This is a genomic window from Streptomyces sp. NPDC012474 (assembly GCF_042955185.1).
GTDB lineage: Bacteria > Actinomycetota > Actinomycetes > Streptomycetales > Streptomycetaceae > Streptomyces > Streptomyces cahuitamycinicus.
On record NZ_JBIBEP010000015.1, the window covers coordinates 72,131 to 94,561 of the forward strand.

The following is a 22,431-nucleotide window of genomic DNA, read 5'->3' on the forward strand; positions in this document are numbered from 1 at the left end:
CTTCCTCCCCTCTGGCAGGTGATCCGAGTGGACAGTCAGACGGTCTCCCGGCACGCGGCGAAACCGGACGCGCCCACCGCAGGCACGCTCAAGCCCAACGCCCTCGGCGTCCTGGGCATCCTCTTCTTCGTCCTGTCCGCCCAGGCCCCGCTGACCGGCATCGCCGGCGCGGCCCCCATCGCCGTGGCCCTCGGCAACGGCCCCGGCGTGCCCGCCGCCTATCTGGTGGCGGGCCTGGTGATCCTGCTGTTCTCGGTGGGCTTCGTCGCCATGGGCCGCCACGTGGTGGACGCGGGCGCCTTCTACACGTACATCGGCAAGGGGCTCGGCCGCACCACCGGCACCGGCAGCGCGGGCCTCGCGCTCTTCGCCTACTGCACCATCCAGGCCGCCATGTACGGCCTCTACGGCGCCATCGTCAGCGGCCTGGTCGCGAGCCACACCGGCCTGGACCTGCCGTGGTGGGTCTGGACGCTGGCCACCATGGTCCTCGTCCAGGCGCTCGGGGCGGCCGGGGTCGAGATGGGCGCCAAGGTGCTCGCCGTGTTCGTGCTCGCGGAGTTCAGCATCCTTGCGGTCTTCGCCCTGGTCACCCTCTTCAAGGGCGGCGGACCCGAGGGGCTCGGACTCGCCGACAGCTTCTCCCCGTCCGCGGCCCTGGACGGCGCCCCGGGCGTGGCCGTGATGTTCGCCGTGGCCTCCATGTTCGGCTTCGAGGCCACCGCCATCTACGGCGAGGAGGCCCGCGAGCCCAGGAAGACCGTGCCGCGGGCCACCTACCTCGCGGTCGCCGTGGTCACCGGCTTCTTCGCCCTGGTCTCCTGGATGCTCATCTCCTCCTACGGCGCCTCCAAGGCCACCGCGGCCGCGGGCGAGGCGCTGGAGAGCGGCGACGGGGCCGGGTTCGTCTTCGCGCCGATCGCGGCGGACTTCGGCGGCTGGGTGGGCGACGTGCTGCCGGTCCTGCTGGCCACGTCCCTCTTCGCCGGCATCCTCACCTTCCACAACTCCGCCAACCGCTACCTGTTCTCCCTCGGCCGCGACCGGCTGCTGCCGCTGCGGCTGTGCCGGCTCAACCGGCGCCACGCGCCCTGGACCGCCGGGTGCGTCCAGACGGCGCTCGCCGTCCTCCTGGTGGTGCCCTTCGCGCTGGCCGGCAAGGACCCGGTGCTGACACTGTTCTCCTGGTTCAGCGGCGTCGCCGTCCTGGCGATGATGCTGCTGTACCTGCTGACCTCGGTGTCCGTCGTCGTCTTCTTCCGCCGTGCCCGTCTCGACACCCGCTTGTGGAACACGCTGATCGCACCCGCCCTGGGCGCGCTCGGCATCGCGGGGGCGATCTGGCTCATCCTGGCCAACTTCACCACCCTCATCGGCGGCGAGCGCACCACCGCCCTGTGGCTCACGCTGTCCGTCCCGGTCGTCATGGCGCTGGGCCTGGCCGCCGCACGCGTGCGGGGCAGGACCGCCGACCGCTGACCCTCGAGCGCTGTCGTCCACGGACAGCCCCGCATGCATCGTTTGAGATCAAAGGAGGATCATTCATGCCGGCCGTCCCCCACGACGAGTGGCTGCGCCGTGCCGAGGCGTTCCAGCTCTCCGGTGCCCATCACATCGACGGCGCCGAGGAGACCGGGGGAGGGGCGTCGTTCCCGGTCGTCTCCCCCCGGGACGGCCGGGTGCTCGCCGAGGTCGCGGACGGCGGCGCCGCCGAGGTCGACGCGGCCGTCGCCGCCGCCCGGCGGGCCTTCGACACCGGCCCCTGGCCGCGTCTGGCACCCGCCGAGCGCGGCCGGGCCCTGCTGCGCCTCGCCGGCCTGCTCGAAGAGCGGCGCGAGGAACTCGCCCTCACGGTCAGCCTGGAGATGGGCAAACCGATCTCGGACGCGTACGGCATCGAGCTGCGGGCCGTCATCACCACGTTCCGCTGGTACGGCCAGCTCGCGGACAAGCTCACCGACGAATCGCCCCACACCGCCCCGGACGCCCTCGCCCTGGTCACCCGGGAACCCGCCGGAGTGGTCGGGGCGGTGGTCCCGTGGAACTTCCCGCTGACCCTGGCCGGTTGGAAGATCGCCCCGGCCCTCGCGGCCGGCTGCACGGTCGTCCTCAAGCCCTCGGAGAACTCCCCCCTCTCCGCCCTGCTCCTGGGGCGCCTCGCCACCGAGGCCGGCATCCCGCCCGGCGTCCTCAACGTGGTCACTGGCGACGGCCCCACGGCGGGCCGCGCCCTCGGCCTCCACCCGGACGTCGACGTCCTGGCGTTCACCGGCTCCACCGCCATCGGCCGCCACTTCCTGCGCTACGCCGCCGACTCCAACCTCAAGCGCGTCTGGCTGGAACTCGGCGGCAAGTCGCCCAACATCGTCCTGCCCGACGCCCCCGACCTCGACCGGGCCGCCGCCACCGCCGCCTGGGGCATCTTCTTCAACCAGGGCGAGATGTGCACGGCCCCCTCCCGGCTCCTCGTGCACTCCTCGATCGCCGAGCGGGTCACCGAGGCCGTCGTCCGGCGGGCCCGCGAACTGAGGGTGGGCGACCCCCTCGACCCGGAGACGGAGATGGGCGCCCTCGTCGGCCGTGCGCATCTGGACCGCGTACGCGATCACATCCGCCACGGCGTCGACGAGGGCGCCCGGCTGCGCACCGGCGGCGACCGCGTCCTCGCCGAGACGGGCGGGACATACCTGGAGCCGACCGTCTTCGACCGCGTGGACCCGGGTTCGCGCCTGGCGCGGGAGGAGATCTTCGGCCCCGTCCTGTCGGTGCTCGCCTTCGACGACCTCGACGAGGCGGTCCGGCTGGCCAACGCCACCGAGTACGGCCTCGCCGCCGGCCTGTGGACCTCCGACCTGTCCACCGCCCACCGGGTGTCGCGCGCCCTGAAGGCCGGAACGGTCTGGGTCAACTGCTACGAGGAGGGCGACCTGACCGTGCCCTTCGGGGGGATGAAGCAATCGGGCAACGGCCGCGACAAGTCCGCCCACGCGCTGGAGAAGTACACCGAGCTCAAGACCACCTGGATCCAGCTGTGACCCGGCCCCTGATAGCGATCCCCGCCCGTTTCTCGGCCACGACCTCCGCGCTCCGGTACGCCGCCGAGGTCAACGCCCGCGCCCTGGTCGAGGCAGTCTGGCGGGCCGGCGGCGAACCGGCGGGCATCCACCCGGCCGACACCGGCACGGCCGCCCGGCTGGCCCGCTTCGACGGCGTCCTGCTCCCGGGCGGCGGCGACCTCGCCCCCTCCCGCTACGGCGCCACCGACACGCACGGCACCGTCTATGACGTCGACACCCTGCAGGACACCTTCGACCTCGACGTCGCCCGGCACGCCCTGGAGTCGGGGCTGCCGCTGCTCGCCGTCTGCCGCGGCCTCCAGGTCGTCAACGTCGCCCTCGGCGGCACCCTGGAGCAGGACATGGGCGGCCCCGAACGCGAACACCGGCACCTCGTGCACCCCGTCACCCTCGAACCCGGCTCGCTCGTCGCCCGGGCCGCCGGCGCCGAGAAGACCGACGCCTCCTGCTACCACCACCAGCGCGTCGACCGTCTGGGCACCGGCCTGCGCGTCACGGCCCGGGCGGCCGACGGCACGGTCGAGGCCCTCGAACTCCCGGGCGCGGACGGCTGGTTCACGGCCGTCCAGTGGCACCCGGAGGACACCGCCCACGAGGACCCCACCCAGCAGGGCCTGTTCGACGCGCTCGTGCGGGCCGCGGCCCAATGAGACCGCGGCGCGGCTCAGGCCCGGGGCCGCCGCCCGCTGCGCCGCGGGGCGGGCTCGGCGCCGCCCAGCAGGGACTGCCGCCGCTCCTCGCCGTGCTCCTCCACCTGGAGCACCACACTGCGCAGCCCTTCGGCGAGGCGGCGGCACTCGGCGTCGCTGAGCCCGGCGGTGACGAAGGCCTCCTCCTCGTTGAACGCCGGGAACACCCGCGCCATGAACTCCTCGCCCTCGCCGGTGAGGCGCAGCAGCACCAGGCGCCCGTCGCTGGGATGACCGTCCCGCCGCAGCAGCCCCCGGGACTCCAGCGTGCGCACCACACCCGTCAGCGTGCCCTTGGAGATCCCCGCCTCCTCCGCCACGTGCCGGGTCTCCGGCTCGCCCCACACCCAGACCACCCACAGCACCACGAAGGCCGTCCAGGTCAGGTCCGAACCGCGCAGCACCGAGTTCTCCAGGTGCTGCCGCACCGCGGACGCGGCCCGGTAGATGTTCGCCACCGCCGCCATCTGCTCCCGGCGGATCGCGATGCCGCCGAGCTTCGCCGCGGCGAGCTTCTCGGCTTCGGTGATGGATCGGTGCCCCGGCACGGGCGGCTCCTTCGTCTGGTCGCGAGCGCTTCGTCCGCTCGCGACGCGTCACCCACGGGCGGCTCAACCCCGCCGCCCGATCGTTCGGACTCAAATTGTACGAAGTCGAAAGGGAAACCGGTCATGCCCAGCCCTCCCCGCATGCTGCTCGTCCTCAGTGAGAACTGGACCCTCACCGGCGGCCGGGCCGATCTGCCCGCCGCCGTCCGCTGGGCCCGCGAGGCCGAGGACGCCGGCTTCGACGCGGTCATGGTCAGCGAGCACATCGTCCTCGGCCCCGACGCGGCGACCGCCGGCATCATGGGAAACCCCCGCGACTACGCCCTCCCCGGCAACCAGGACCCCCACACCCCCTGGCCGAACTCCCTGCTGCTGCTCGCCGCCATCGCCTCCGTCACCTCCCGGCTGCGCCTGGCCGCCGCGGCCGTCCTCGCCCCGCTGCGTCACCCCCTCCTGCTCGCCCGGGAACTCGGCACCCTGGACCTGATCAGTGAGGGCCGCCTCGTCGTGCAGCCGACGGTCAGCTGGAGCAAGGACGAGTACGACGCCCTGGGGGTGCCGTTCGCCCGGCGCGGACGGCTCCTCGACGAACATCTGGAGATCTGGGCGAAGGCCTGGGGGCCGTCCCCGATCTCCCACGACGGGCCGCACTACCCCTTCCAGGACGTGTACTTCGAACCCAAGGCCCACCGGCCCGACGGCCCCCGGCTCTGGTTCGGCGGCCAGCGCCTGCACGGCCCGGTCCTGCGCCGCCTCGTCCGGTACGGCCACGGCTTCCACCCGCTCGGCCGGCCCACGCCGGGGGATCTCCACGGGCTCGAGGAGGCGATGTCCGCGGCCGGGCGCGACGCCGCCGGCCTGGAGATGATCGGCGGTACCCGGGCCGTCTTCCCCGACGACCGCTCACCGGCGGACCTCGGCGCGGCGCTCGCCGTCATCCCTGAGCAACTGGAGCAGGGCTTCACCACCTTCTGCGTCAAGCCGAACCAGTTCATCGACGACCCCGGCGGCGTGGGGGAGTTCTGCCGCGAGGTCATGCGGCGCGTCGAGACGCTGACGTCCTGACCGCCCCGGCCCGGATCACCGCTCGACGAACCGCGCCAGGTGGTCCGGGTCCGGCCGCAGCAGCCCGTCCCGCACCGCGAGCGCGGTGGCCTCGGCCCTGGAGGCGCAGCCGGTCTTGCGCAGCAGGTGCTCGACATGGCTGTGCACGGTCCGCGGGGACAGGAACAACGCCTGCGCGATGGCCTGGTTGGTCTGCCCCGTGGCCGCCCGGGTGAGCACCTCCAGCTCCCGCGGGCTCAGCCCGTACGGCAGTTCCGTGGGCGTCTCGTGCACCAGCACCGCGTCCACCGCAAGGCCGGGCCCGGCCGGGTGCCGGTGCAGAGCGACCCGCCGCCAGCCTCCGCAGGCCGGCCACAGCAGCCGCAGCCGCTGCCCGCCCGTGTTGGTGAAGGCGTGCAGCAGCGCACGGAACCCGCCCTCCTCCCGCAGCACCCGGGGCCGGTCGCGACCGGGCAGGTCCATGACGCGGCCGTCGCCGGTGACGAGGCTCGCCGCGTCCTCGCCCGCCAGGCCGTGCAGGTCGCCGGCGTGTGCCAGCGGGTCGGCGAAGGCGGCCAGGGCGGGGATCACGGAGGCGAGCAGCCGTCGCGCGTCGGTGTCGTAGGCGTCCGCGGTCTCGGTGGAGAGATGGACCAGCCCCACCAGCCGGCCCCTGTGCCGCAGCGCCCCCGTGACGCCGTCCCGGAAACCGGCCGGGCGCACCCGCTCGGCGTAGAACCAGCCGTGCCGGAAGCGCGGCCCGGCGTCCTCGGAGTCCTCCGCGTCATCCGAGATGGACGGCGGCAACTCCCGCCGTACGACGTTGCGGTACCACGGGGTGGCGACGAACTCTCCGGCGAGGGCCTGCGAGGCCTCGGCGGTGTAGCCGATGCTCGCGATCTGGACGTGGGAGCCGGTCAGCGGGTCGATCGTGAGCAGGGTCGCCGCGTCCAGCGGCAGCGCCAGGGCGAGTTCGCGCAGGGCCTGCGCGGAGGCGGAGGCGGTGTCGCGCTCGCGGGTGAGCATGCCGATGCGGGCGGCTGCCGCGATCTGGTGGTGGCTGGACATGCGAGCCTCCGTGCGGGCTCGGACGGCAATTTCGTTTGGGGCCTAACGATAGGGCGCCGATCCGTGTCCGGCAAGGTGTCCACCGGGTCCGGTCGAACCCGCGGTCGGTATTTGTACGGATGGTGCGGCGGGCCCGGCGGGTCTTTCCTGTTCGGCACAGCCGGACGCCCGCTCCAGTCGGGCCCGCCCCTCGGAGAGCCCTCGCCATGACCCCACCCCCGTACACCGCCTCGCGCAGACACTTCCTCGCCCTGTCCGCCGCCACCGCCCTGGCGGCAGCCGGCTGCTCGGCACCCGAGAACACGGCCGCCTCCGCCGAGCCCTCACGCTCCGGCGGCACCCGCCTGACGACGATCGGCCTCGACTACCCCTTCACCCAGCTCCCGCTCTACTCCACGCTGGTGAAGCTCTCCACCGCTCAGGCGAAGCCACACGGCATCTCGTTGCTGACGACGAGCGACAACGCCAGTGCCGACACCCAGGCCACCAACCTCAACACCTGGGTCGCCCGCAAAGTCCCGGCCATCGTGTCCTTCCCCATGGTCTTCGAGGCCGCCGAGCCCATCGCCGAGGCGGCCCTCGACGCGGGGCTGATATGGGTCACCTACGGAGGTTCCCTCCAGCACCAGAGCGCCGACATCCGGTTCAGCTTCCGCGAGGGCGGCACCCTGCTCGGGGCCGCGGCGGCGCAGTGGGCCCAGGAGCACCTCGGCGGCAAGGGCAAGATCGCCTTCCTCACGGACAGCACCATCGAGCTGGGCCGCGAACGCACCAAGGGCATGATCGACGCTTTCACCGAGGCGGCGCCCGGCGTCGACGTGGTGGCGCGGGAGCAGTCCATCGACCCGGACACGGGCCTGTCGAAGACGAAGGCGATCCTCGCCAAGCACCCCGACCTCAATCTCGTCCTCGGCGTCACCGACGCCGCTGCGTACGGCGGTTTCAAGGCTCTCCAGCAGGCGGGCCGGGCCAAGGACGACGCCAGGACCTTCGTCGGCGGCCAGGACGGCTCCGCGCCCTCCCTCCTCGCCGTGAAGCAGGGCACGTTCTACCGGGCCTCCGCCGCCCTCGCGCCGAAGGACATCGCGGCCGCCATCGTCGACGTGCCGCGGGCGGTCGCCGCCGGAAAGGCCGACCCCAGCGCCCAGGTGCCGATCACGCTCGTCCAGCGCGCGGACGCCGCACGCATCGACGCCCTGCTCGCCCAGAACGCGTAGGACCGGCGCCATGACGACCACGAACCTCCGCATCAGCGGGCTGACGAAGTCCTTCGGCGGCGTCCGGGCCCTCGACGGTGTCGGCCTCACCGTCCCCGCCGGGCAGGTGCACGCCCTGCTCGGCCACAACGGGGCCGGCAAGTCCACCCTCATCAAGTGCCTGGGCGGCGCCTACCCGCCCGACGGAGGCACCATCGAAGTCGGCGGCACGACGTACACCCGGCTCACTCCCCGCGAGTCCATCGCCTCCGGCGTGGCGATCATCTTCCAGACGCTCAGCGTGGTCGACGCTCTGACCGTGGCGGAGAACATCTTCCTCGGCCAGGAGTGGACCCGGCACGGCCGCATCGACCGGCGTGCCCAGGAGGAGGTCGCCGCCGGGCTGCTGGAGCGGGTGGCCGCGAAGTGCTCACCGAGGGACCGGGTGGGTGATCTGCCCATGGGCCAGCGGCAGTTGGTGGAGATCGCCAAGGCCCTCAGCCGCAGCGCCTCCGTCCTGGTCCTCGACGAACCGACCGCCGCCCTGTCCGGCGCCGAGACCGACGCCCTGGCCGAACGCGTCGAGGACCTGCGCACCCAGGGACTCGCCATCGTCTACGTCACCCACCTCCTGGGCGAGGTGGAACGGCTCGCGGACGCCGTGACCGTGCTGCGGGACGGGCGGGTGACCCACCACGCGACGGTGGCGGGGCGGAAGCGGCGGGACCTGGTGGAGGCGATCGCAGGACGGCCGACGCAGGCCCCACGGAAGTCGCGACGGCCTCCCACCCCGCCCCGTCTCGTCGTCGAAGCGCTGCACGGACCCGGCTTCGGCCCCGTCGGTCTCACCGTCGCCCCAGGCGAGCGCGTCGGTCTGTTCGGGCTCATCGGCTCGGGCCGCACCCGCGTGCTGGAGACCCTCTACGGCAGGCGTCGCGCCACCGCCGGCACGATCCGCGTCGGCGACCGTACCGTCACCCCCGTCCGGCCGGCCGACGCGCTCGCCGCCGGGATCGCGCTCGTCCCGGCGGACCGGCGGGCCCAGGGCCTGTTCCCCTCGATGACGGCGCAGGACAACGCGCTGCTGCCCTCCGTCCGGCCTCTGTCCCGCCACGGACTACGGGCGTTGCGCACCGAGCGGCGGGTGTTCGGCGCGCTGGCCACGGCGGTCGGACTGCGCCCGGCCCGGCCCCGACTGCCGGCGGGCGCGTTCTCCGGCGGCAACCAGCAGAAGCTCGTCCTCGGCCGGTGGATCAACGAGGCCCGGCACGTGGACGTGCTGCTGCTGGACGAGCCGACGCAGGGCGTCGACGTGGGTGCCCGGCAGGAGATCTACCGGGTCGTGTCCGCCCTCGCCGAGGAACGCGGCACCGCCGTGCTGTTCGCATCCAGCGACCCCGAGGAGATCGTGGCGCTCGCCGACCGCTGCCTGATCGTCGCCGGGGGACGCATCGTCGGCGAACTCTCCGGCGCCGAACTCACCGAACAGGCCCTGCTGTCGGCCGTTCACGACCCCCTGACCGCCGAACAGGCCCCGCCGTCGGCCGTTCACGACCCCCTGACCGCCGAAGGAGCAGCATGACCACCGCCGACCCGGTCCTCCCGCGGGTCCGCCCGATCACCACCGGCGGGCTCGCCGCCGTACGCCGCAACCCGCTCCTCGTCGTGCTCGTCGCGATGGTGCTGGTCTTCCAGCTGACCACGGGCAGCTTCCTCGACCCGGCCAACCTGGGGGGCATCGCCACCGACGCCGCGACCCTCGCCATCGTCGCCGTGCCGCTGGCCCTGCTCGTCATCAGCGGCTACCTCGACCTGTCGGTGGGCTCCACGCTCGCCCTGGGCGGGCTCGTCGGGGGCTGGCTGGCGGGACAGCACCACCAGTCGCCCGCCGTCGCCCTGCTCGGGGCGCTCGCGGCCGGGGCACTGGTCGGCGCGGTGAACGGCGTCCTGTGCTGCTGGTTCGGCCTGTCCGCGTTCATCGTCACCCTCGGCATGCTGACCGCCGTACGCGGCCTCGCACAGCAGCTGTTCCCGCTGCCGCTGAGCGGCTTCGGCTCCGGGTTCGCCTGGATCGGCGGGGCCCGCGTCGCCGGGGTCGCCGCGCCGGTCGTCATCGCGGCGCTCGTCCTGGCCGCCGGCGCCCTGTTCCTCGCCGTCACCCCGGCCGGCCGGCACGTCTTCGCCATCGGCGTCAACCGGGAGGCCGCCCACCTCTCCGGCATCCGCATCCGCCGCACCCCGTTCGCGCTGTTCGTCGCCACCGGTGTGGCCGCCGCCCTGGCCGGGGCCATCAAGGCGTCGGTGCTGGACAGCGCGGTGGCCGGCACCTCCGGTGCCGGGTTCGAACTGACCGTGCTCACCGCGGTGCTGCTCGGCGGCGTCGCCCTCACCGGCGGCTCCGGCTCCATCCTCGGCGTCCTGCTCGGCGTGCTCTTCCTCGGCGGCCTGCAGAACGGCCTGACCCTGCTGAACGTGCCGACGTTCTGGCAGCAGATGGCCCAGGGCACCGCGCTGGTGGCCGGCGCGGCCCTGGCCTACTTCGCGCCCCGCACCGGGCGCTGATCCGCCCACCCACTGAAATGAGGTCATCCGTGAGCGACACCGCTCCCACGCTCGTTCTCACCGGCGGTCAGGTCCTCACCGTCGACGCCGGGTTCTCCGTCGCCGAAGGCGTGGCCGTGCGCGGCCGGGACATCCTGGCCGTCGGCAGCGACGCGGAGATGCGCGCCCTGGCCGGGCCCGGCACCCGGATCGTCGAACTGGGCGGCCGGACCGTGCTGCCCGGCATCAACGACTCGCATCTGCACGGAGCCGCCTACGGCATGACGAAACCGCCGTTCGCCCTCGACGTCGGCCATCCGTCGGTCGGTTCCGTCGCCGACATCGCGGCGGTCGTCGGCCGGGCGGCACACGAGACCCCGGAAGGCGACTGGGTCATCGGCCTGGGCTGGGACCCCGGCTACCTCGCCGAGTGCCTCGCCGACCCCGGCCGCTTCCCGCACCGGCGGGACCTGGACGCGGTGGCACCCGATCACCCGGTCTGCCTGACCGACTTCTCTTCGCACATGGTGTGGGTCAACTCCGAAGCCCTGCGGCGCTGCGGCATCGACGCGGACACCCCGGCCCCGCCCGGCGGTGTCATCGACCACGACCCCGACGGCCGGCCGACCGGCATCCTGCGCGAGTCCGCCGGGCGGCTCGTCCAGGCCGAACTGCCCGCGCCGACCCAGGCCCAGCGTCGCCGGGCCATCCAGGGCGTGATCCGTGAACTGCACTCCCGCGGCATCACCAGCTACACCGAGCCCGGCCTCGGCCCAGGCGGCGCCGGCTCCCTCTTCGGCGGTCTGAGCACCGACAACTGGACCGCCTACGCCGACCTCGCCGCGAGCGGAGAGCTCCAGGCCCGCGTCAGCGTCCTGCTCCTGCCCGCCCCCATGGGCGGCTCCGCCGACGACGTCCGCAAGGGACTGGCCGAACTGCACCGCCCCGAGTCGGCCGACCCCAGGCTGCTGCGGGCCATCGGCGTGAAGATCTTCGCCGACGGAGTGCCGCCCAACCGCACGGCCTGGATGAGCGAGCCGTACCCGGACGGCGGCCACGGCGCCCTGTGCGTGCACGGCGACACGCCCGCACTCCAGGTGCACGAACTGCGCGAGATGATCAGGCTCGGCCACGAGGCCGGCTTCCAGCTCGGCGTGCACGTCACCGGCGACCGGGCCATCGACCTCGTGGTGGACGCCTTCCTCGCCGCGAACTCGGCCGCCCCCCGCCCCGACGCCCGCCACTACGTGATCCACGGCGACTTCATCAGCCCGGACAGCCTCGCCAAGCTCGCCGCGCACGGTTACGGCGTCAACATGAACCCCGCCATCAAGTGGACCATCTCGGACCTGATGGACGAGGTCGTCGGCCCCGAGCGCTCCGCCTACCAGTGGCCGGTGCGCTCCGCGCTCGACGCCGGGGTACGGGTCTGCGCCAGCTCCGACGCGCCGATCACCGAGCCCGACTGGCGTCAGGGTGTGGCCTCGATGATGCTGCGCGAGTCCAAGGCCAGCGGTCGCCCGAGCGGCCCCGAGCAGTGCGTGCCCCTCGCCGACGCCCTGCGGGCCTACACGTCCACCGCCGCCTGGCAGGACTTCGCCGACGGCTGGAAGGGCACCCTCGAACCGGGCCGGGCCGCCGACCTGTGCGTCCTGGACGGGCCGCTGCTCGGTCTCGACCCGCACGACGTCACCCGGATGCGGGTGGATCTCACGGTCTTCGACGGGCAGGTCGTCTTCGAACGGTGAGGCCTGCTCAAGTGGTTCGCACCGCTGTCCGCCGCGCCCCCCACCGCCGGTTCCGGTAGCGGCCGGCCACCCTGCACACCGCGTAGATCGTGAAGGAGATGGTCGTGACGTAGGGGCTGATGGGGACGCTGCTGCCCAGGGCCAGCAGGATGCCGCCCTCGATCGAGGCCACGGCGAACAGCACGCTCAGCGCGGGCAGCAGCACGGGCGAGGCGGTGACGCGGGCGGCCGCCGCGGCCGGGGTGACGACGAGGGAGAGCACCAGCAGCGCGCCGACGATCTGTACCGACAGGGCGACCGCGAGCCCGAGGACCAGCATGAACGCGAAGGACAGCCCACGCACCGGCACCCCGCGGGCCTGAGCCACGTCCGGATCGGTGCTGGCGAAGGCGAGCGGACGCCACATGACCGCCAGGGCCACCAGCACCAGGGCGGAGGTGCCGAGCAGCCACGACATCTGCGGGGTGTCCACGGCCACGATCTGCCCGGTGAGCAACCCGAACTTGTTGGCCGCCCGGCCCTTGTAGAGGGCGAGGAAGAGCACGCCGAGTCCCAGGCCGAACGGCATGATGATGCCGATCACCGAGTTGCGGTCCCGGGCCCGTGTCCCGAGGACGCCGATGGCGCCTGCCGCGAGGAGCGAACCGACGATCGAGCCCGCCACGATGTTCGTGTCCAGCAGCAGTGCCGCTGACGCGCCCGCGAAGGACAGCTCGCTGATGCCGTGCACCGCGAACGGCAGATCCCGCATCAGGACGAACACCCCGGCCAGCCCGCCCACCAGACCCAGCGCCACGCCGGCGACGAGGGAGTTGCGGACCAGGGCGAGGAGTTCGCCGTAGTCGGTGAAGTCGAAGATCTGGTGCCAGATCCCGTCGGCGAGTGTCATGAGCGCACTCCGTCCGTCTCCAGAGGTTCGGCGTGGTGCGGCGGGACGGACGTATCGTCGGGCGCTCCCGCCACCACCACCCGGCCTCGGACGCGGACCACGTCGACCCGCGTGCCGTAGAGGCGGGACAGTGACCCGGAGGTCAGCACCTCGTCCGGGGTACCGACGCGGTGAGCGCCGCGGGCCAGGTAGAGCACCCGGTCGACCAGGCCCAGCACCGGGTTGATCTCGTGCGTCACGAACACCACCGCCGTGCCGCGGGAGCGGCGCCGGGCGTCGATCAGCTCGGTGACGGCCCGCTGGTGGTTCAGGTCGAGCGACAGCAGGGGCTCGTCGCACAGCAGGAGGCGTGGGTCGGTCGCCAGGGCCTGCCCGATGCGCACGCGCTGCCGTTCGCCGCCGGAGAGCATGCCGAGCGGGGCGTCGGCGTAGGCCGAGGCGCCGACCGACTCCAGGATCTCGTCCACCCGGCGGCGGACCGGACCGGTGCGCAGCCGCGGACCGAAACGGTGGCCGTCGATGCCGAACCGGACGAGGTCGCGGGCGCGCAGCATCGCCTGCGCGGACAGCGCCGCCTGCTGCGGGACGTATCCGATGTGCCGGGCGGCCTGGCGCGCGGGCCGGCCGAGGACCGTCAGCGTGCCCGCGGACAGCGGCTGACGGCCCAGCAGGGCCCGTAGGAAGCTGGTCTTGCCCGCACCGTTGGGGCCCAGCACGGCCAGGAACTCCCCGGGCCGTACGTCCAGATCGAGACCGCTCCACACCTCGCGCTCGCCGTAGGACAGGGCGGCCGCACGCAGGGCGACGACCGGCGTGCCGTCCTGCCGGGGCGTCGGGGTCACTTGGCCAGCGCGCTCGCGAGCGCGTCGAGGTTGCCGGTCATCCAGCCGATGTAGTCCTTGCCCTTCGGCAGGGTCTCCGTCACGGGCACGACGGGGATGCCTGCCGCCTCGGCCGCCGACTCGGCCTTCTCGGTCTGCGGGCCGGAGGTCTGCGCGTTGTAGACGAGGACCTTCACCTTCTTGCCGCTGAACAGGGCGAGGCTCTCCTGGAGGACACGCGGGGAGACGTCGTCGCCCTCCTCGATCGCCTCGCTGAACCGCGCCGGCGTCCGGTTCACCAGGCCGCTCGCCTCGGTCATGTACAGCGGCACGGGTTCGGTGATGGCGACGCCCCCACCGCCGTGCGCCTTCTTGATCCGCGCCTCCTCGGTCTCCAGCGGCGCGAGCTTCGCCTTGAAGGCGGCGGCGTTCTTCCCGAAGGCGCCGGCGTCGGCCGGGTCGGCCTTCGCGAGGGCGGCGGAGACCCGGTCGGCGACCTTGGCGACGGTGGGGAAGTCGTACCAGACGTGCTCGTTGAGTTCCCCGCCCTCGGGCGCGGTCCTGCCGGACACCTCGACCGCGTTGATCACCTGGGCGGAGTCGTTGTGCCCGCTCTTCAGCATGCGGTCGACGAAGTCGTCGTAGCCGCCGCCGTTCTCGACGACGACCTTCGCCTTGGACAGGGCCAGCTGGTTCTGGGGGTCGGCCTCGTAGGAGTGGGGGTCCTGGTCGGGGTCGGCGATGACCGAGGTGACGTCGACCCGGTCGCCGCCTATGCGCCGGGTGATGTCGCCCCAGACGTTCGTGGAGGCGACCACGGACACCCGGGCCGGCGCGCTCCGGGCGTCGGCGGAGTCCGACGAGTTGCCGCAGCCCGCGAGCAGGGCCAGGGACGCGCCGGTCAGCAGCGCGAGGCGGCGGGACGTGGACAGGGACATGGGTCCTCCAGGACGGGCGTGCACAGGGGGTTCGGCACGCATCACGGTAGATGGGAATGAATGTCAGAAGCGGTCTCGAGTGCAAGCCATGTGAAAACCATTGCCAACTGTTGAGTGGGTTGGACTGTCTATCCAAGTGCTGGACCCCTGGTCTAAAGTGGTGAAGGTGAGAGGAGGCGGTATGGGCAACGGGACGAACGCCGAGCGGGACGCGATCCTCGCTGCGCTGACGCCGGTCGTGGACGGCCTCGCCGCCACCTTCGGGCCGGTCTGCGAAGTCGTGCTGCACGACTACCGGAACCCGGAGAAGTCGGTGGTCGCCGTGGCCGGTTCGGTGACCGGGCGGGCGGTCGGCGGCGCGATGAGCGAGATCGGCATGCGCGTCCTCGCCGGCGGCGACGCGGCGGCCGACGAACTGAACTACGTCACCCGCACCCGCGACGGGACGCTCGTGAAGTCCTCGACGATGGTGCTGCGCGACTCCACAGGAGCCGTGTTCGGCGCCCTCTGCGTCAACGTGGACGTCAGCGCCGTCGCCCGGGTCCACGACCTGCTCGGCGCGCTCGCCGGGCTCGGTGCCGCCCCGCCGGAGCTGCCGACCACCACCTTCGGCAACGACATCGACTCGGTGGTCGACGCCCTCGTCGACGCCCACCAGTCGCGGCAGCGGGGCAGCTGGGCGGAGCTCGGCCGGGCGGAGCGCGTGGAGCTGTTCGGCGGCCTGGACACCCGGGGGGTCTTCGCCGTGCGCGGCGCCGTCGAGCAGGTCGCCGCCCGGCTCGGCATCTCGCGCGCCTCCGCCTACAACTACCTGTCCCGGGCCCGGGCGGCCCACGACACTTCCACCGGAGGATCCGCGTGACGACCACCACCCCACCGGTCACCCTGGACGACGTCCGGGACGCCGCCGCCCGGCTCAAGGGCGTCGCCCACCGCACACCCGTGCTGCGCTCCCGCACCCTGGACGCGCTCGCCGGCGCCGAGATCTTCCTGAAGTGCGAGAACTTCCAGCGCGTGGGCGCCTTCAAGTTCCGCGGCGCCTACAACGCCGCCTCCCGCCTCACCCCCGAGCAGCTGTCCCGGGGCATCGCCGCCTACTCCTCCGGCAATCACGCCCAGGCCGTCGCCCTGGCCGCCCGCGAGCTGGGCGCCGCCGCCGTCATCGTCATGCCGGAGGACGCCCCGCCGTCGAAGCGGGCCGCCACCGCCGGCTACGGCGCCGAGATCGTCACGTACGACCGCTACACCGGTGACCGGATCGCCATCGCCGAGGCCCTCGCCGCCGAGCGCGGTCTCGCCCTCATCCCGCCGTACGAGCATCCGCACGTCATGGCCGGACAGGGCACGGCCGCGCTCGAACTGCTGGAAGAGGCGGGGGAGCTGGATGCGCTGCTGACGCCGGTCGGCGGCGGCGGGCTGATGGCCGGCAGCGCCACGGCCGCCAAGGGCCTGTACCCCGGTATCCGGACCGTCGGCGTCGAGCCGGAGGCCGGGGACGACACGAAGCGTTCGCTGGAGGCGGGCCGGCGCATCAGCATCCCGGTCCCGCGCACCATCGCCGACGGCCAGGCACTGCACACCCCCGGCGAGCTGACCTTCTCGGTCAACCGGCGTCTCCTCGACGACGTCGTGCTGGTCACGGACGACGAGATCCGGCACGCGATGCGGTTCGCCTTCGAGCACCTGAAGATCGTCGTCGAGCCGAGCGGCGCCACCCCGCTGGCCGCCCTGCTCAATGCCCGGGCGGGTGCGCTGCCGCGCAGGGTCGGCGTGATCATCTCCGGTGGCAACGTCGACGCGGCGCGCTTCGCCGAGCTCTGCGGCGGCGCCCCCTGATTGGCGCCCCCCGCCGCACGGACGGACGATGGAGGCAAACCCTCACGGAGGAGGAGCGTCATGCTGGAAGTGAAGACGCTCGACAAGCCGGACGAGCGGCGCGACTACCCCCGAGGCCACCTGGAAGCCGTCCACATGACGGGGCTGGACTTCGCCGTGGCCACCTTCGAACCGGGCTGGCGCTGGTCCGAGTCCGTGGCCCCGATCGCCGGGACGGACACCTGCCGGATCCATCACAACGGCTATGTCGTATCGGGCCGTATGCACATCCGCATGGACGACGGCGCGGAGACCGAGGTGGGCCCGGGCGACGTGTTCGTCTGCGCACCCGGCCACGACGCCTGGGTCGTCGGCGACGAGCAGTGCGTGGTGTACGACTTCGCGGGCAGCATGGCCAAGGACTACGCCAAGAAGGATTAGCCGGTTTCCGCAGGGCCGTGGTGCGATGCGCCCGGTCCTGCCGCGCCGGTTCGTCGCCTCAACCTCTCCCTCGTGCCCCAGGAAGGTTCCGTCGCCCTGGTCACCGGCGGCAGCCGCGGCATCGGACGGGCACTCGTCGCGGCCCCGCACGAGCGGGGCGCGCGCAAGGTGTAGGCCACCGCCCGGGAGCCGCGCACGGTCACGCACCCCGACGCGGTGCCGCCCGCCCTGGAGGCGGTCGACGCCTCCCCGGTCAGGTCCCGCCCGGCACTCCTCCTGAGCGTGCTCGGTCGCCGCGCCGCTCTGTCCGATCCCTCTGATCACACCGGCAGCAGTTGTGCCACCAGCGCGCTCAACTGCCGTGCGTTGCGGCACTCGTGCATCTCGACCAGCTCGGCGTAGGCGGGTGCGGCGGAGTCGCCCGTGCCCCAGCGGGAGCGCTGCTCCGGATTGAGCCAGTGGACGCGGCGGGCGCGCTCGGCGATCCGCCGCACGGCGGGCAGGTTGGGATCGCTCCAGTTCGTGCGGGCGTCACCGAGGACGAACACGGTCGTGCGGGAGCCGACCGCGTCCGCGTACCGCTCGGCGAACTCGCCCAGCGCCATGCCGTAGTCGCTGCTCCCGTGATAGCCCGTGACCGCCGCCTCCTCCTGGATGCGCGCACCCAGCCCCGCCGGGTCGGCCCTGCCGTGCTCCAGCAGCCCGGTCACCTCGTCGATCCGGTTGACGAACGCGAACACGCGCACCTTGCTGAACTGGTCGTGCAGCGCCTGCACCAGCAGCATCGTGAAGTCGGAGAAGCCGGAGACCGACCCCGACACATCGCACAGCAGCACCAGTTCGGGACGCATGGGACGCCGTCGGCGCAGCACCGGCTTCATCGGCACCCCGCCCGTCGACAGCGAACCGCGCAGGGTCCGCCGCAGATCGATCGAGCCCCGGGAGGCACGGCGGCGCCGGGCCGCAAGCCGGGTCGCCAGCTTGCGGGCAAGCGGCTGCACCGTCCTGCGCAGTTCGGCCAGCCGGTCCTGCCCGGCGAACAGGAAGTCGACCCGGTCGGCGGTCGGGGCCACCGCCCGCCGGGCGATCTCGTCCCGGCCGCGCCGCTCGGCGACCCGCCGCCGCGCCTCGGCCGCCACCATGGCCCGGAAGGTGTCGACGCGCCGCCGGATCTCGTCCTCCAGCAGCCGGTCCGCGAACCCCGCGTTCCCGCCCTGCCCCCGGACGTTGTCGCGCACCCGGGCCAGCAGCGTCTGTGGCCGCAGCCGTTCGAGCGTCTGGTACGACGACCAGCCGTCCGACTCCGGCGAGGAACCGTAGCCGCCGAAACCGTCGACCGCCTCGATCGCCAGCCGGCCCAGCATCTCCCGGTCGTCGGCGGCCAGGGCGTCGGCCAGCCGGTCCCGCAGGTCCTCCCGCCCCGCCGCCCGCCGCCCCGGTCCACCGACACCGCGGGGAAAGTAGAGGTCGAAGACCTGGTCGAACACCTGCCGTTGCCCGGGCCCGTGCAGCAGTGTCGCCGCCAGACCCTCGCGCAGCAGCTCCCGGTCCGCGAGGCCCAGTTCCCCGATCGCCCGCGCCGCGTCGACGCTCTCGCCTGTGCCGATCCGCACGCCGTGCGCGCGCAACGCCCCGACCAGGGACGTCAGCCGCTCGACGACGCCCGCCGGCGTCGTCACAGGGCGTCCAGGTCGAGTTTGGCGGACGCCTTGAGGACGTCGTCCTGGTGCTTGAGGAGCACACCGAGCGTCGCCCGCACGACCGTCTCGTCCAGCGAGTCCGCCCCGAGCGCGAGCAGGGTGTGCGCCCAGTCGACGGTCTCGGCGACCGAGGGCACCTTGCGCAGGTCCATCGCCCGCAGCGCGCCCACGACCCGGACGACCGAGCGGGCCAGCGCCTCGTCGAGGCCGGGCACCTTCAGCCGTACGATCCGGCGCTCCAGCTCCTCGTCCGGGAAGCCGATGTGCAGGAAGAGACAGCGGCGGCGCAGCGCCTCGGACAGCTCCCTGCTGGCGTTGGAGGTGAGGACGACGAAAGGCCGGCGCGTCGCCGTGATGGTGCCCAGTTCGGGGACGGTCACCTGGAAGTCGCTGAGCACCTCCAGCAGCAGGCCCTCCACCTCGACGTCCGCCTTGTCGGTCTCGTCGATCAGCAGGACCTTCGGGTCGTCGCCCCGGATCGCGGTCAGCAGCGGCCTGGTGAGCAGGAACTCCTCGCTGAAGATGTCGGTACGGGCCTCGTCCCACGTCTCGTCGCGGCCCGCGCTGATGCGCAGGAGCTGCTTGGCGTGGTTCCACTCGTACAGGGCGCGGGACTCGTCCACCCCCTCGTAGCACTGGAGGCGGACCAGCCGTGCGCCGGCGACCTCGGCGACGGCCTTGGCGAGCTCGGTCTTGCCGACGCCGGCCGGGCCCTCCACCAGGAGCGGCTTGCCGAGGCGGTCGGCGAGGAAGACGGTCGTGGCGACGGCGGGCGAGGCGAGGTAGCCGGTCTCGGCGAGGCGCGCGGAGACGTCGTCGACGGATCTGAACAACGGGGCCTCCAGGACGGCGGCGTCGTACGGACGGACAAGGCACTATCTAAGCGCTTGTTCACCCGCGCTGTCACGGGGTTCCCGGGCGGGCAGGCGGTAAAACCGCCATGGTCGTCCACCTCGCCTCCGACCTCGCCTCGGCGGCCACGTGGGTGCCCTGCGGGTCGACGGCGGCTACGTCGCCCCGGTCCTGCCCTGACCGACCAGCACCACCTCCAGCGTGCGCGGCCCGTGCACCCCCTCGACCCGGTCCAGCTCGATGTCACTGGTCGCCGACGGCCCGGAGATCCACGTCAACGGGCGCGCCGGGTCGAGGCGTTCGAGCCCCTGGGGCACGGACGACACGACCTGGTCCGGCACCCGGACGACGCAGATGTGGTGGTCGGGGACGAGGGTGATCCGGCGGCGGCCCTGGTCGGGCGAGCCGTCCAGCACGATCGTGCCGGTCTCGGCGATGGCGACGGCACACCCGGTGACGACGCTGTCGACCCGGTCGAGTTCGTGCGGCGTGCTCACGGCCCGGTCGGGGACGCGTGTCGCGTCGACCGCCCCGAGCCAGCGCGGTGGCAGCCCGGGCGGCACCAGCACGGATCGCGCGCCCCGTTCCGCCAGGAGCCGCGTGAGCACGTCCGGCAACTCCTCGTCCGTGCAGCGATGCACGACCGCCCGGTAGTCGGCCAGATTCTCGGCGAGCAGCTCCACCGTCTCCGCGACGGTCCGCCGCCCGTGCTCGCGCAGATAGTCCCGCGCGATCGGCTCGTCCTCGGCCGGCGCGTCCGCCAGCGCGCGCCGCACCCGTCCCAGGATCCGTTCCCTGCTGTTCACCTGTCCCCGTCCTTCCCACCACGAGTCCGCTGCCACCAGTCGCGGAACGGCTCGGCGGGCACCGGCGGCAGATCCCGGGTCGCGCTCCAGGCCCTGCCCGGGCCCGGCAGCGTCCGGGGATGGAAGCGGCGGGACCGGGAGGCGGCGCGCTGGCCCGTGCGCAGCGCGCCCGGGTGCGTGAACGCCCAGCGGGCCGCCCGCATCGCGGCCCGCTCGGCGGCATGCCCCTTCGCCGGCCGCAGCACCACCTTGTTGCCCTCGCGGGTGACCTCCCCGCCCTGCACGACCCGCTCCCGCAGATGCACCAGCACCTCCGGGATGTCGATGGCGACCGGGCACACGTCGTAGCACGCCCCGCACAGCGAGGACGCGTACGGCAGCGAGGCGTCGATCTCGCTGCCCGTGCCCCGCAGCTGGGGGCTGAGGATCGCGCCGATCGGCCCCGGGTACACCGACCCGTAGGCGTGGCCGCCCGCCCGCTCGTACACCGGGCACACGTTGAGGCACGCCGAGCAGCGGATGCAGCGCAGCGCCTGCCGGCCGACCTCGTCGGCGAGGGTGTCGGTACGGCCGTTGTCCAGCAGCACCAGATGGAAGGTGCTCGGCCCGTCCGCCGTCCCGGAGTCGGTCGTGCCGGTCCACGTCGAGGTGTAGGGGTTCATGCGCTCGGCCGTGGAGGAGCGGGGGAGGGTCTGCAGGAACACCTCCAGGTCCCGCCACGTCGGCACGATCTTCTCGATGCCCACGACCGAGATCAGCGTCTCGGGCAGGGTCAGGCACATCCGGCCGTTGCCCTCGGACTCCACGACCACGAGCGTGCCCGTCTCGGCGACCATGAAGTTGGCACCCGAGATACCGACCTTGGCCCTCAGGAACTTCTCCCGCAGGTGCAGCCGGGCGGCCTCGGCGAGTTCGGCCGGTGTGTCGGTCAGACCCTCGGGAGCGGGCCGGCCCCACTCGCCCATCTCACGGGCGAAGATGTCCCGGATCTCGCCCCGGTTGCGGTGGATGGCCGGGACCAGGATGTGCGAGGGCCGGTCCTTGCCCAGCTGCACGATCAGCTCGGCGAGATCGGTCTCGTAGGCGCGGATGCCCTCGGCCTCCAGCGCCTCGTTGAGCCCGATCTCCTGCGTGGCCATCGACTTGACCTTGACGACCTCCGTCTCACCGGTCGTCTTCACCAGCCGGGTGACGATCTCGTTGGCCTCGGCCGCGTCGGCGGCCCAGTGGACGATGCCGCCCGCCGCCGTGACCGACTCCTCCAACTGTTCCAGGTAGCGGTCGAGGTACCGCAGCGTGTGGTCCTTGATCCGCTTGCCCGCCTCGCGCAGCTCGGCCCAGTCGGACACCTCCGTGACGGCCTTCGCCCGCTTGGCGCGGATGGTGTGCGTGGCGTGCCGCAGATTGCCGCGCAGGGTCGTGTCCCCCACGGCCTCCCGCGCGGCCTCCGGAAACGCCGGCATCCCGAGATACGTCCCGCTCATACGGCCGGTTCCTCCTCCGTGCTCGCCAGGATCTCCGCGATGTGCACCGGCCGCATGCCGGTCCGCAGCCGGGCCATCGTCCCGCCGATGTGCATCAGGCAGGAGTTGTCGGCCGCGCACAGCACCTCGGCGCCCGTCGACTCGGCGTTGCGCACCTTGTCCGCGCCCATCGCCGCCGAGACGTCGGAGTTCTTCAGCGCGAAGGTGCCGCCGAACCCGCAGCACTCGTCGGCCCCCGGCAGCTCGACGAGCTCCAGCCCCTTCACCGCCTGGAGCAGTCGCCGCGGCCGGTCCCCGAGACCGAGTCCGCGCAGCCCGTGGCAGGTCGGGTGGTAGGTCACCGTGCGCGGGTAGTACGCCCCGACGTCCGTCACGCCCAGCACGTCGACCAGGAACTCCGTCAGCTCGTACGTCTTGGGCACCACCGGCGCCAGCGTGGTCGCCAGGGCGTCGCCACGCCCTTCGGCCCGGGCCCGCTCGCCCATCCGCGGATACAGCTCCCGCACCATCGCCCCGCACGACCCGGACGGTGTCACGATCGCCTCGTACTCGGCGAAGACATCGGAGAAACGCCGGGCGAGCGGCTCGGCCTCATGGCGGTATCCGGTGTTGTAGTGCGCCTGCCCGCAGCAGGTCTGCGCCATCGGGAAGTCGACGTCGACGCCCAGCCTGGTCAGCAGCTTCACCACGGCGCGCCCGGTGTCCGGATAGAGCGTGTCGTTGACACAGGTCAGGAACAGGGCGACACGCATCGCGGCTCCTCGGGGTCGGTCA

21 protein-coding genes and 1 pseudogene are annotated in these 22,431 nt (G+C 73.0%); 12 read left to right on the forward strand and 10 right to left on the reverse strand.

From position 1 onward, the window contains the following. Positions 1-27: 27 nt before the first annotated feature. The 3 genes from ACFY9S_RS28540 (at position 28) to ACFY9S_RS28550 (ending at position 3,727) form a co-directional block, all read left to right on the forward strand. The gene (locus tag ACFY9S_RS28540) at positions 28-1,479 is read left to right on the forward strand and encodes an amino acid permease (protein WP_391133573.1); all 1,452 of its coding nucleotides are present in this window, start codon (positions 28-30) and stop codon (positions 1,477-1,479) included. A gap of 65 nt (positions 1,480-1,544) precedes the next feature. Next, positions 1,545-3,035 (forward strand): aldehyde dehydrogenase family protein, encoded by a 1,491-nt coding sequence (locus tag ACFY9S_RS28545; RefSeq protein ID WP_391133576.1) that lies wholly within the window; start codon positions 1,545-1,547, stop codon positions 3,033-3,035. Next, entirely contained in the window at positions 3,032-3,727 is a 696-nt protein-coding gene (locus ACFY9S_RS28550) for a gamma-glutamyl-gamma-aminobutyrate hydrolase family protein (protein WP_391133579.1), read from the forward strand. The genes ACFY9S_RS28545 and ACFY9S_RS28550 overlap by 4 nt, the downstream gene beginning before the upstream one ends. Positions 3,728-3,741: 14 nt before the next feature. On the opposite strand, the gene ACFY9S_RS28555 is transcribed toward ACFY9S_RS28550, so the two are convergent. Then, positions 3,742-4,314, reverse strand: coding sequence for a MarR family transcriptional regulator (locus ACFY9S_RS28555; RefSeq protein WP_391133582.1), 573 nt, complete (start codon positions 4,312-4,314; stop codon positions 3,742-3,744). A gap of 123 nt (positions 4,315-4,437) precedes the next feature. Here ACFY9S_RS28555 and ACFY9S_RS28560 point away from each other — a divergent pair, with 123 nt between their 5' ends. Then, the gene (locus tag ACFY9S_RS28560; protein WP_391133585.1) at positions 4,438-5,379 is read left to right on the forward strand and encodes an LLM class flavin-dependent oxidoreductase; all 942 of its coding nucleotides are present in this window, start codon (positions 4,438-4,440) and stop codon (positions 5,377-5,379) included. A 15-nt stretch (positions 5,380-5,394) separates the two neighbouring features. Here the strand turns inward: ACFY9S_RS28560 and ACFY9S_RS28565 are convergent, their stop codons facing one another. Continuing rightward, the gene (locus tag ACFY9S_RS28565; protein WP_391133588.1) at positions 5,395-6,426 is read right to left on the reverse strand and encodes a LuxR C-terminal-related transcriptional regulator; all 1,032 of its coding nucleotides are present in this window, start codon (positions 6,424-6,426) and stop codon (positions 5,395-5,397) included. Between the two features lie 206 nt (positions 6,427-6,632). On the opposite strand from ACFY9S_RS28565, the gene ACFY9S_RS28570 reads away from it, so the two are divergent. From ACFY9S_RS28570 to ACFY9S_RS28585, 4 genes are read left to right on the forward strand one after another with little or no spacing between them, the layout of a single operon-like run. Beyond that, entirely contained in the window at positions 6,633-7,643 is a 1,011-nt protein-coding gene (locus tag ACFY9S_RS28570) for a substrate-binding domain-containing protein (RefSeq protein ID WP_391133591.1), read from the forward strand. A gap of 10 nt (positions 7,644-7,653) precedes the next feature. Continuing rightward, positions 7,654-9,204, forward strand: a complete 1,551-nt coding sequence (locus tag ACFY9S_RS28575) for an ATP-binding cassette domain-containing protein (protein ID WP_391133593.1) — start codon at positions 7,654-7,656, stop codon at positions 9,202-9,204. After that, positions 9,201-10,184 carry an ABC transporter permease gene (locus ACFY9S_RS28580; protein ID WP_391133597.1) on the forward strand — a complete coding sequence of 328 codons (984 nt, stop codon included), beginning with the start codon at positions 9,201-9,203 and terminating at the stop codon, positions 10,182-10,184. The genes ACFY9S_RS28575 and ACFY9S_RS28580 overlap by 4 nt, the downstream gene beginning before the upstream one ends. 29 nt (positions 10,185-10,213) lie before the next feature. Then, entirely contained in the window at positions 10,214-11,911 is a 1,698-nt protein-coding gene (locus ACFY9S_RS28585) for an amidohydrolase family protein (RefSeq protein ID WP_391133600.1), read from the forward strand. Between the two features lie 7 nt (positions 11,912-11,918). Here ACFY9S_RS28585 and ACFY9S_RS28590 read toward each other — a convergent pair whose 3' ends face one another. Genes ACFY9S_RS28590 through ACFY9S_RS28600 form a run of 3 tightly spaced genes read right to left on the reverse strand, consistent with a single transcriptional unit; the run spans position 11,919 to position 14,559 of the window. Next, the gene (locus tag ACFY9S_RS28590; RefSeq protein WP_391133603.1) at positions 11,919-12,800 is read right to left on the reverse strand and encodes a metal ABC transporter permease; all 882 of its coding nucleotides are present in this window, start codon (positions 12,798-12,800) and stop codon (positions 11,919-11,921) included. Continuing rightward, on the reverse strand, positions 12,797-13,642 hold the full coding sequence (locus tag ACFY9S_RS28595) for an ATP-binding cassette domain-containing protein (RefSeq protein ID WP_391133606.1): 846 nt from the start codon (positions 13,640-13,642) through the stop codon (positions 12,797-12,799). Before ACFY9S_RS28595 ends, ACFY9S_RS28590 begins: the two co-directional genes overlap by 4 nt. After that, a complete protein-coding gene (locus ACFY9S_RS28600; protein ID WP_391133609.1) occupies positions 13,639-14,559 on the reverse strand; it encodes a metal ABC transporter solute-binding protein, Zn/Mn family in 921 nt (306 codons plus the stop codon). The genes ACFY9S_RS28595 and ACFY9S_RS28600 overlap by 4 nt, the downstream gene beginning before the upstream one ends. A 181-nt stretch (positions 14,560-14,740) precedes the next feature. Between ACFY9S_RS28600 and ACFY9S_RS28605 the strand changes: the two genes are divergently transcribed. From ACFY9S_RS28605 to ACFY9S_RS28620, 4 genes and pseudogenes are all read left to right on the forward strand, one after another. Next, entirely contained in the window at positions 14,741-15,421 is a 681-nt protein-coding gene (locus tag ACFY9S_RS28605) for a PAS domain-containing protein (protein WP_391133612.1), read from the forward strand. Next, entirely contained in the window at positions 15,418-16,395 is a 978-nt protein-coding gene (locus tag ACFY9S_RS28610) for a pyridoxal-phosphate dependent enzyme (protein WP_391133615.1), read from the forward strand. The genes ACFY9S_RS28605 and ACFY9S_RS28610 overlap by 4 nt, the downstream gene beginning before the upstream one ends. Before the next feature lie 60 nt (positions 16,396-16,455). Beyond that, positions 16,456-16,815, forward strand: coding sequence for a cupin domain-containing protein (locus ACFY9S_RS28615; protein ID WP_391133618.1), 360 nt, complete (start codon positions 16,456-16,458; stop codon positions 16,813-16,815). A 72-nt stretch (positions 16,816-16,887) separates the two neighbouring features. Further along, positions 16,888-17,070 (forward strand): annotated as a pseudogene (locus ACFY9S_RS28620) (short-chain dehydrogenase); the annotation flags it as partial. A gap of 65 nt (positions 17,071-17,135) precedes the next feature. Here the strand turns inward: ACFY9S_RS28620 and ACFY9S_RS28625 are convergent. From ACFY9S_RS28625 to ACFY9S_RS28645, 5 genes are all read right to left on the reverse strand, one after another. Continuing rightward, a complete protein-coding gene (locus ACFY9S_RS28625) occupies positions 17,136-18,494 on the reverse strand; it encodes a VWA domain-containing protein (RefSeq protein WP_391133621.1) in 1,359 nt (452 codons plus the stop codon). Next, positions 18,491-19,348: an AAA family ATPase gene (locus tag ACFY9S_RS28630; RefSeq protein ID WP_391133624.1), complete on the reverse strand. Its 858-nt coding sequence runs from the start codon at positions 19,346-19,348 to the stop codon at positions 18,491-18,493. The genes ACFY9S_RS28625 and ACFY9S_RS28630 overlap by 4 nt, the downstream gene beginning before the upstream one ends. Positions 19,349-19,522: 174 nt before the next feature. After that, the gene (locus tag ACFY9S_RS28635) at positions 19,523-20,173 is read right to left on the reverse strand and encodes an LUD domain-containing protein (protein WP_391133627.1); all 651 of its coding nucleotides are present in this window, start codon (positions 20,171-20,173) and stop codon (positions 19,523-19,525) included. Beyond that, positions 20,170-21,657, reverse strand: a complete 1,488-nt coding sequence (locus ACFY9S_RS28640) for a LutB/LldF family L-lactate oxidation iron-sulfur protein (protein WP_391133630.1) — start codon at positions 21,655-21,657, stop codon at positions 20,170-20,172. The genes ACFY9S_RS28635 and ACFY9S_RS28640 overlap by 4 nt, the downstream gene beginning before the upstream one ends. Next, positions 21,654-22,409, reverse strand: coding sequence for a heterodisulfide reductase-related iron-sulfur binding cluster (locus ACFY9S_RS28645; protein WP_391133633.1), 756 nt, complete (start codon positions 22,407-22,409; stop codon positions 21,654-21,656). The genes ACFY9S_RS28640 and ACFY9S_RS28645 overlap by 4 nt, the downstream gene beginning before the upstream one ends. Between the last annotated feature and the right edge of the window lie 22 nt (positions 22,410-22,431).

Coding starts and splice junctions, on each gene's coding strand:
- ACFY9S_RS28545 (WP_391133576.1), top strand. CDS start 1,545: ATGCCGGCCGTCCCCCACGACGAGTGGCTGCGCCGTGCCGAGGCGTTC.
- ACFY9S_RS28560 (WP_391133585.1), top strand. CDS start 4,438: ATGCCCAGCCCTCCCCGCATGCTGCTCGTCCTCAGTGAGAACTGGACC.
- ACFY9S_RS28565 (WP_391133588.1), bottom strand. CDS start 6,426: ATGTCCAGCCACCACCAGATCGCGGCAGCCGCCCGCATCGGCATGCTC.
- ACFY9S_RS28570 (WP_391133591.1), top strand. CDS start 6,633: ATGACCCCACCCCCGTACACCGCCTCGCGCAGACACTTCCTCGCCCTG.
- ACFY9S_RS28575 (WP_391133593.1), top strand. CDS start 7,654: ATGACGACCACGAACCTCCGCATCAGCGGGCTGACGAAGTCCTTCGGC.
- ACFY9S_RS28580 (WP_391133597.1), top strand. CDS start 9,201: ATGACCACCGCCGACCCGGTCCTCCCGCGGGTCCGCCCGATCACCACC.
- ACFY9S_RS28590 (WP_391133603.1), bottom strand. CDS start 12,800: ATGACACTCGCCGACGGGATCTGGCACCAGATCTTCGACTTCACCGAC.
- ACFY9S_RS28600 (WP_391133609.1), bottom strand. CDS start 14,559: ATGTCCCTGTCCACGTCCCGCCGCCTCGCGCTGCTGACCGGCGCGTCC.
- ACFY9S_RS28605 (WP_391133612.1), top strand. CDS start 14,741: ATGGGCAACGGGACGAACGCCGAGCGGGACGCGATCCTCGCTGCGCTG.
- ACFY9S_RS28615 (WP_391133618.1), top strand. CDS start 16,456: ATGCTGGAAGTGAAGACGCTCGACAAGCCGGACGAGCGGCGCGACTAC.
- ACFY9S_RS28640 (WP_391133630.1), bottom strand. CDS start 21,657: ATGAGCGGGACGTATCTCGGGATGCCGGCGTTTCCGGAGGCCGCGCGG.
- ACFY9S_RS28645 (WP_391133633.1), bottom strand. CDS start 22,409: ATGCGTGTCGCCCTGTTCCTGACCTGTGTCAACGACACGCTCTATCCG.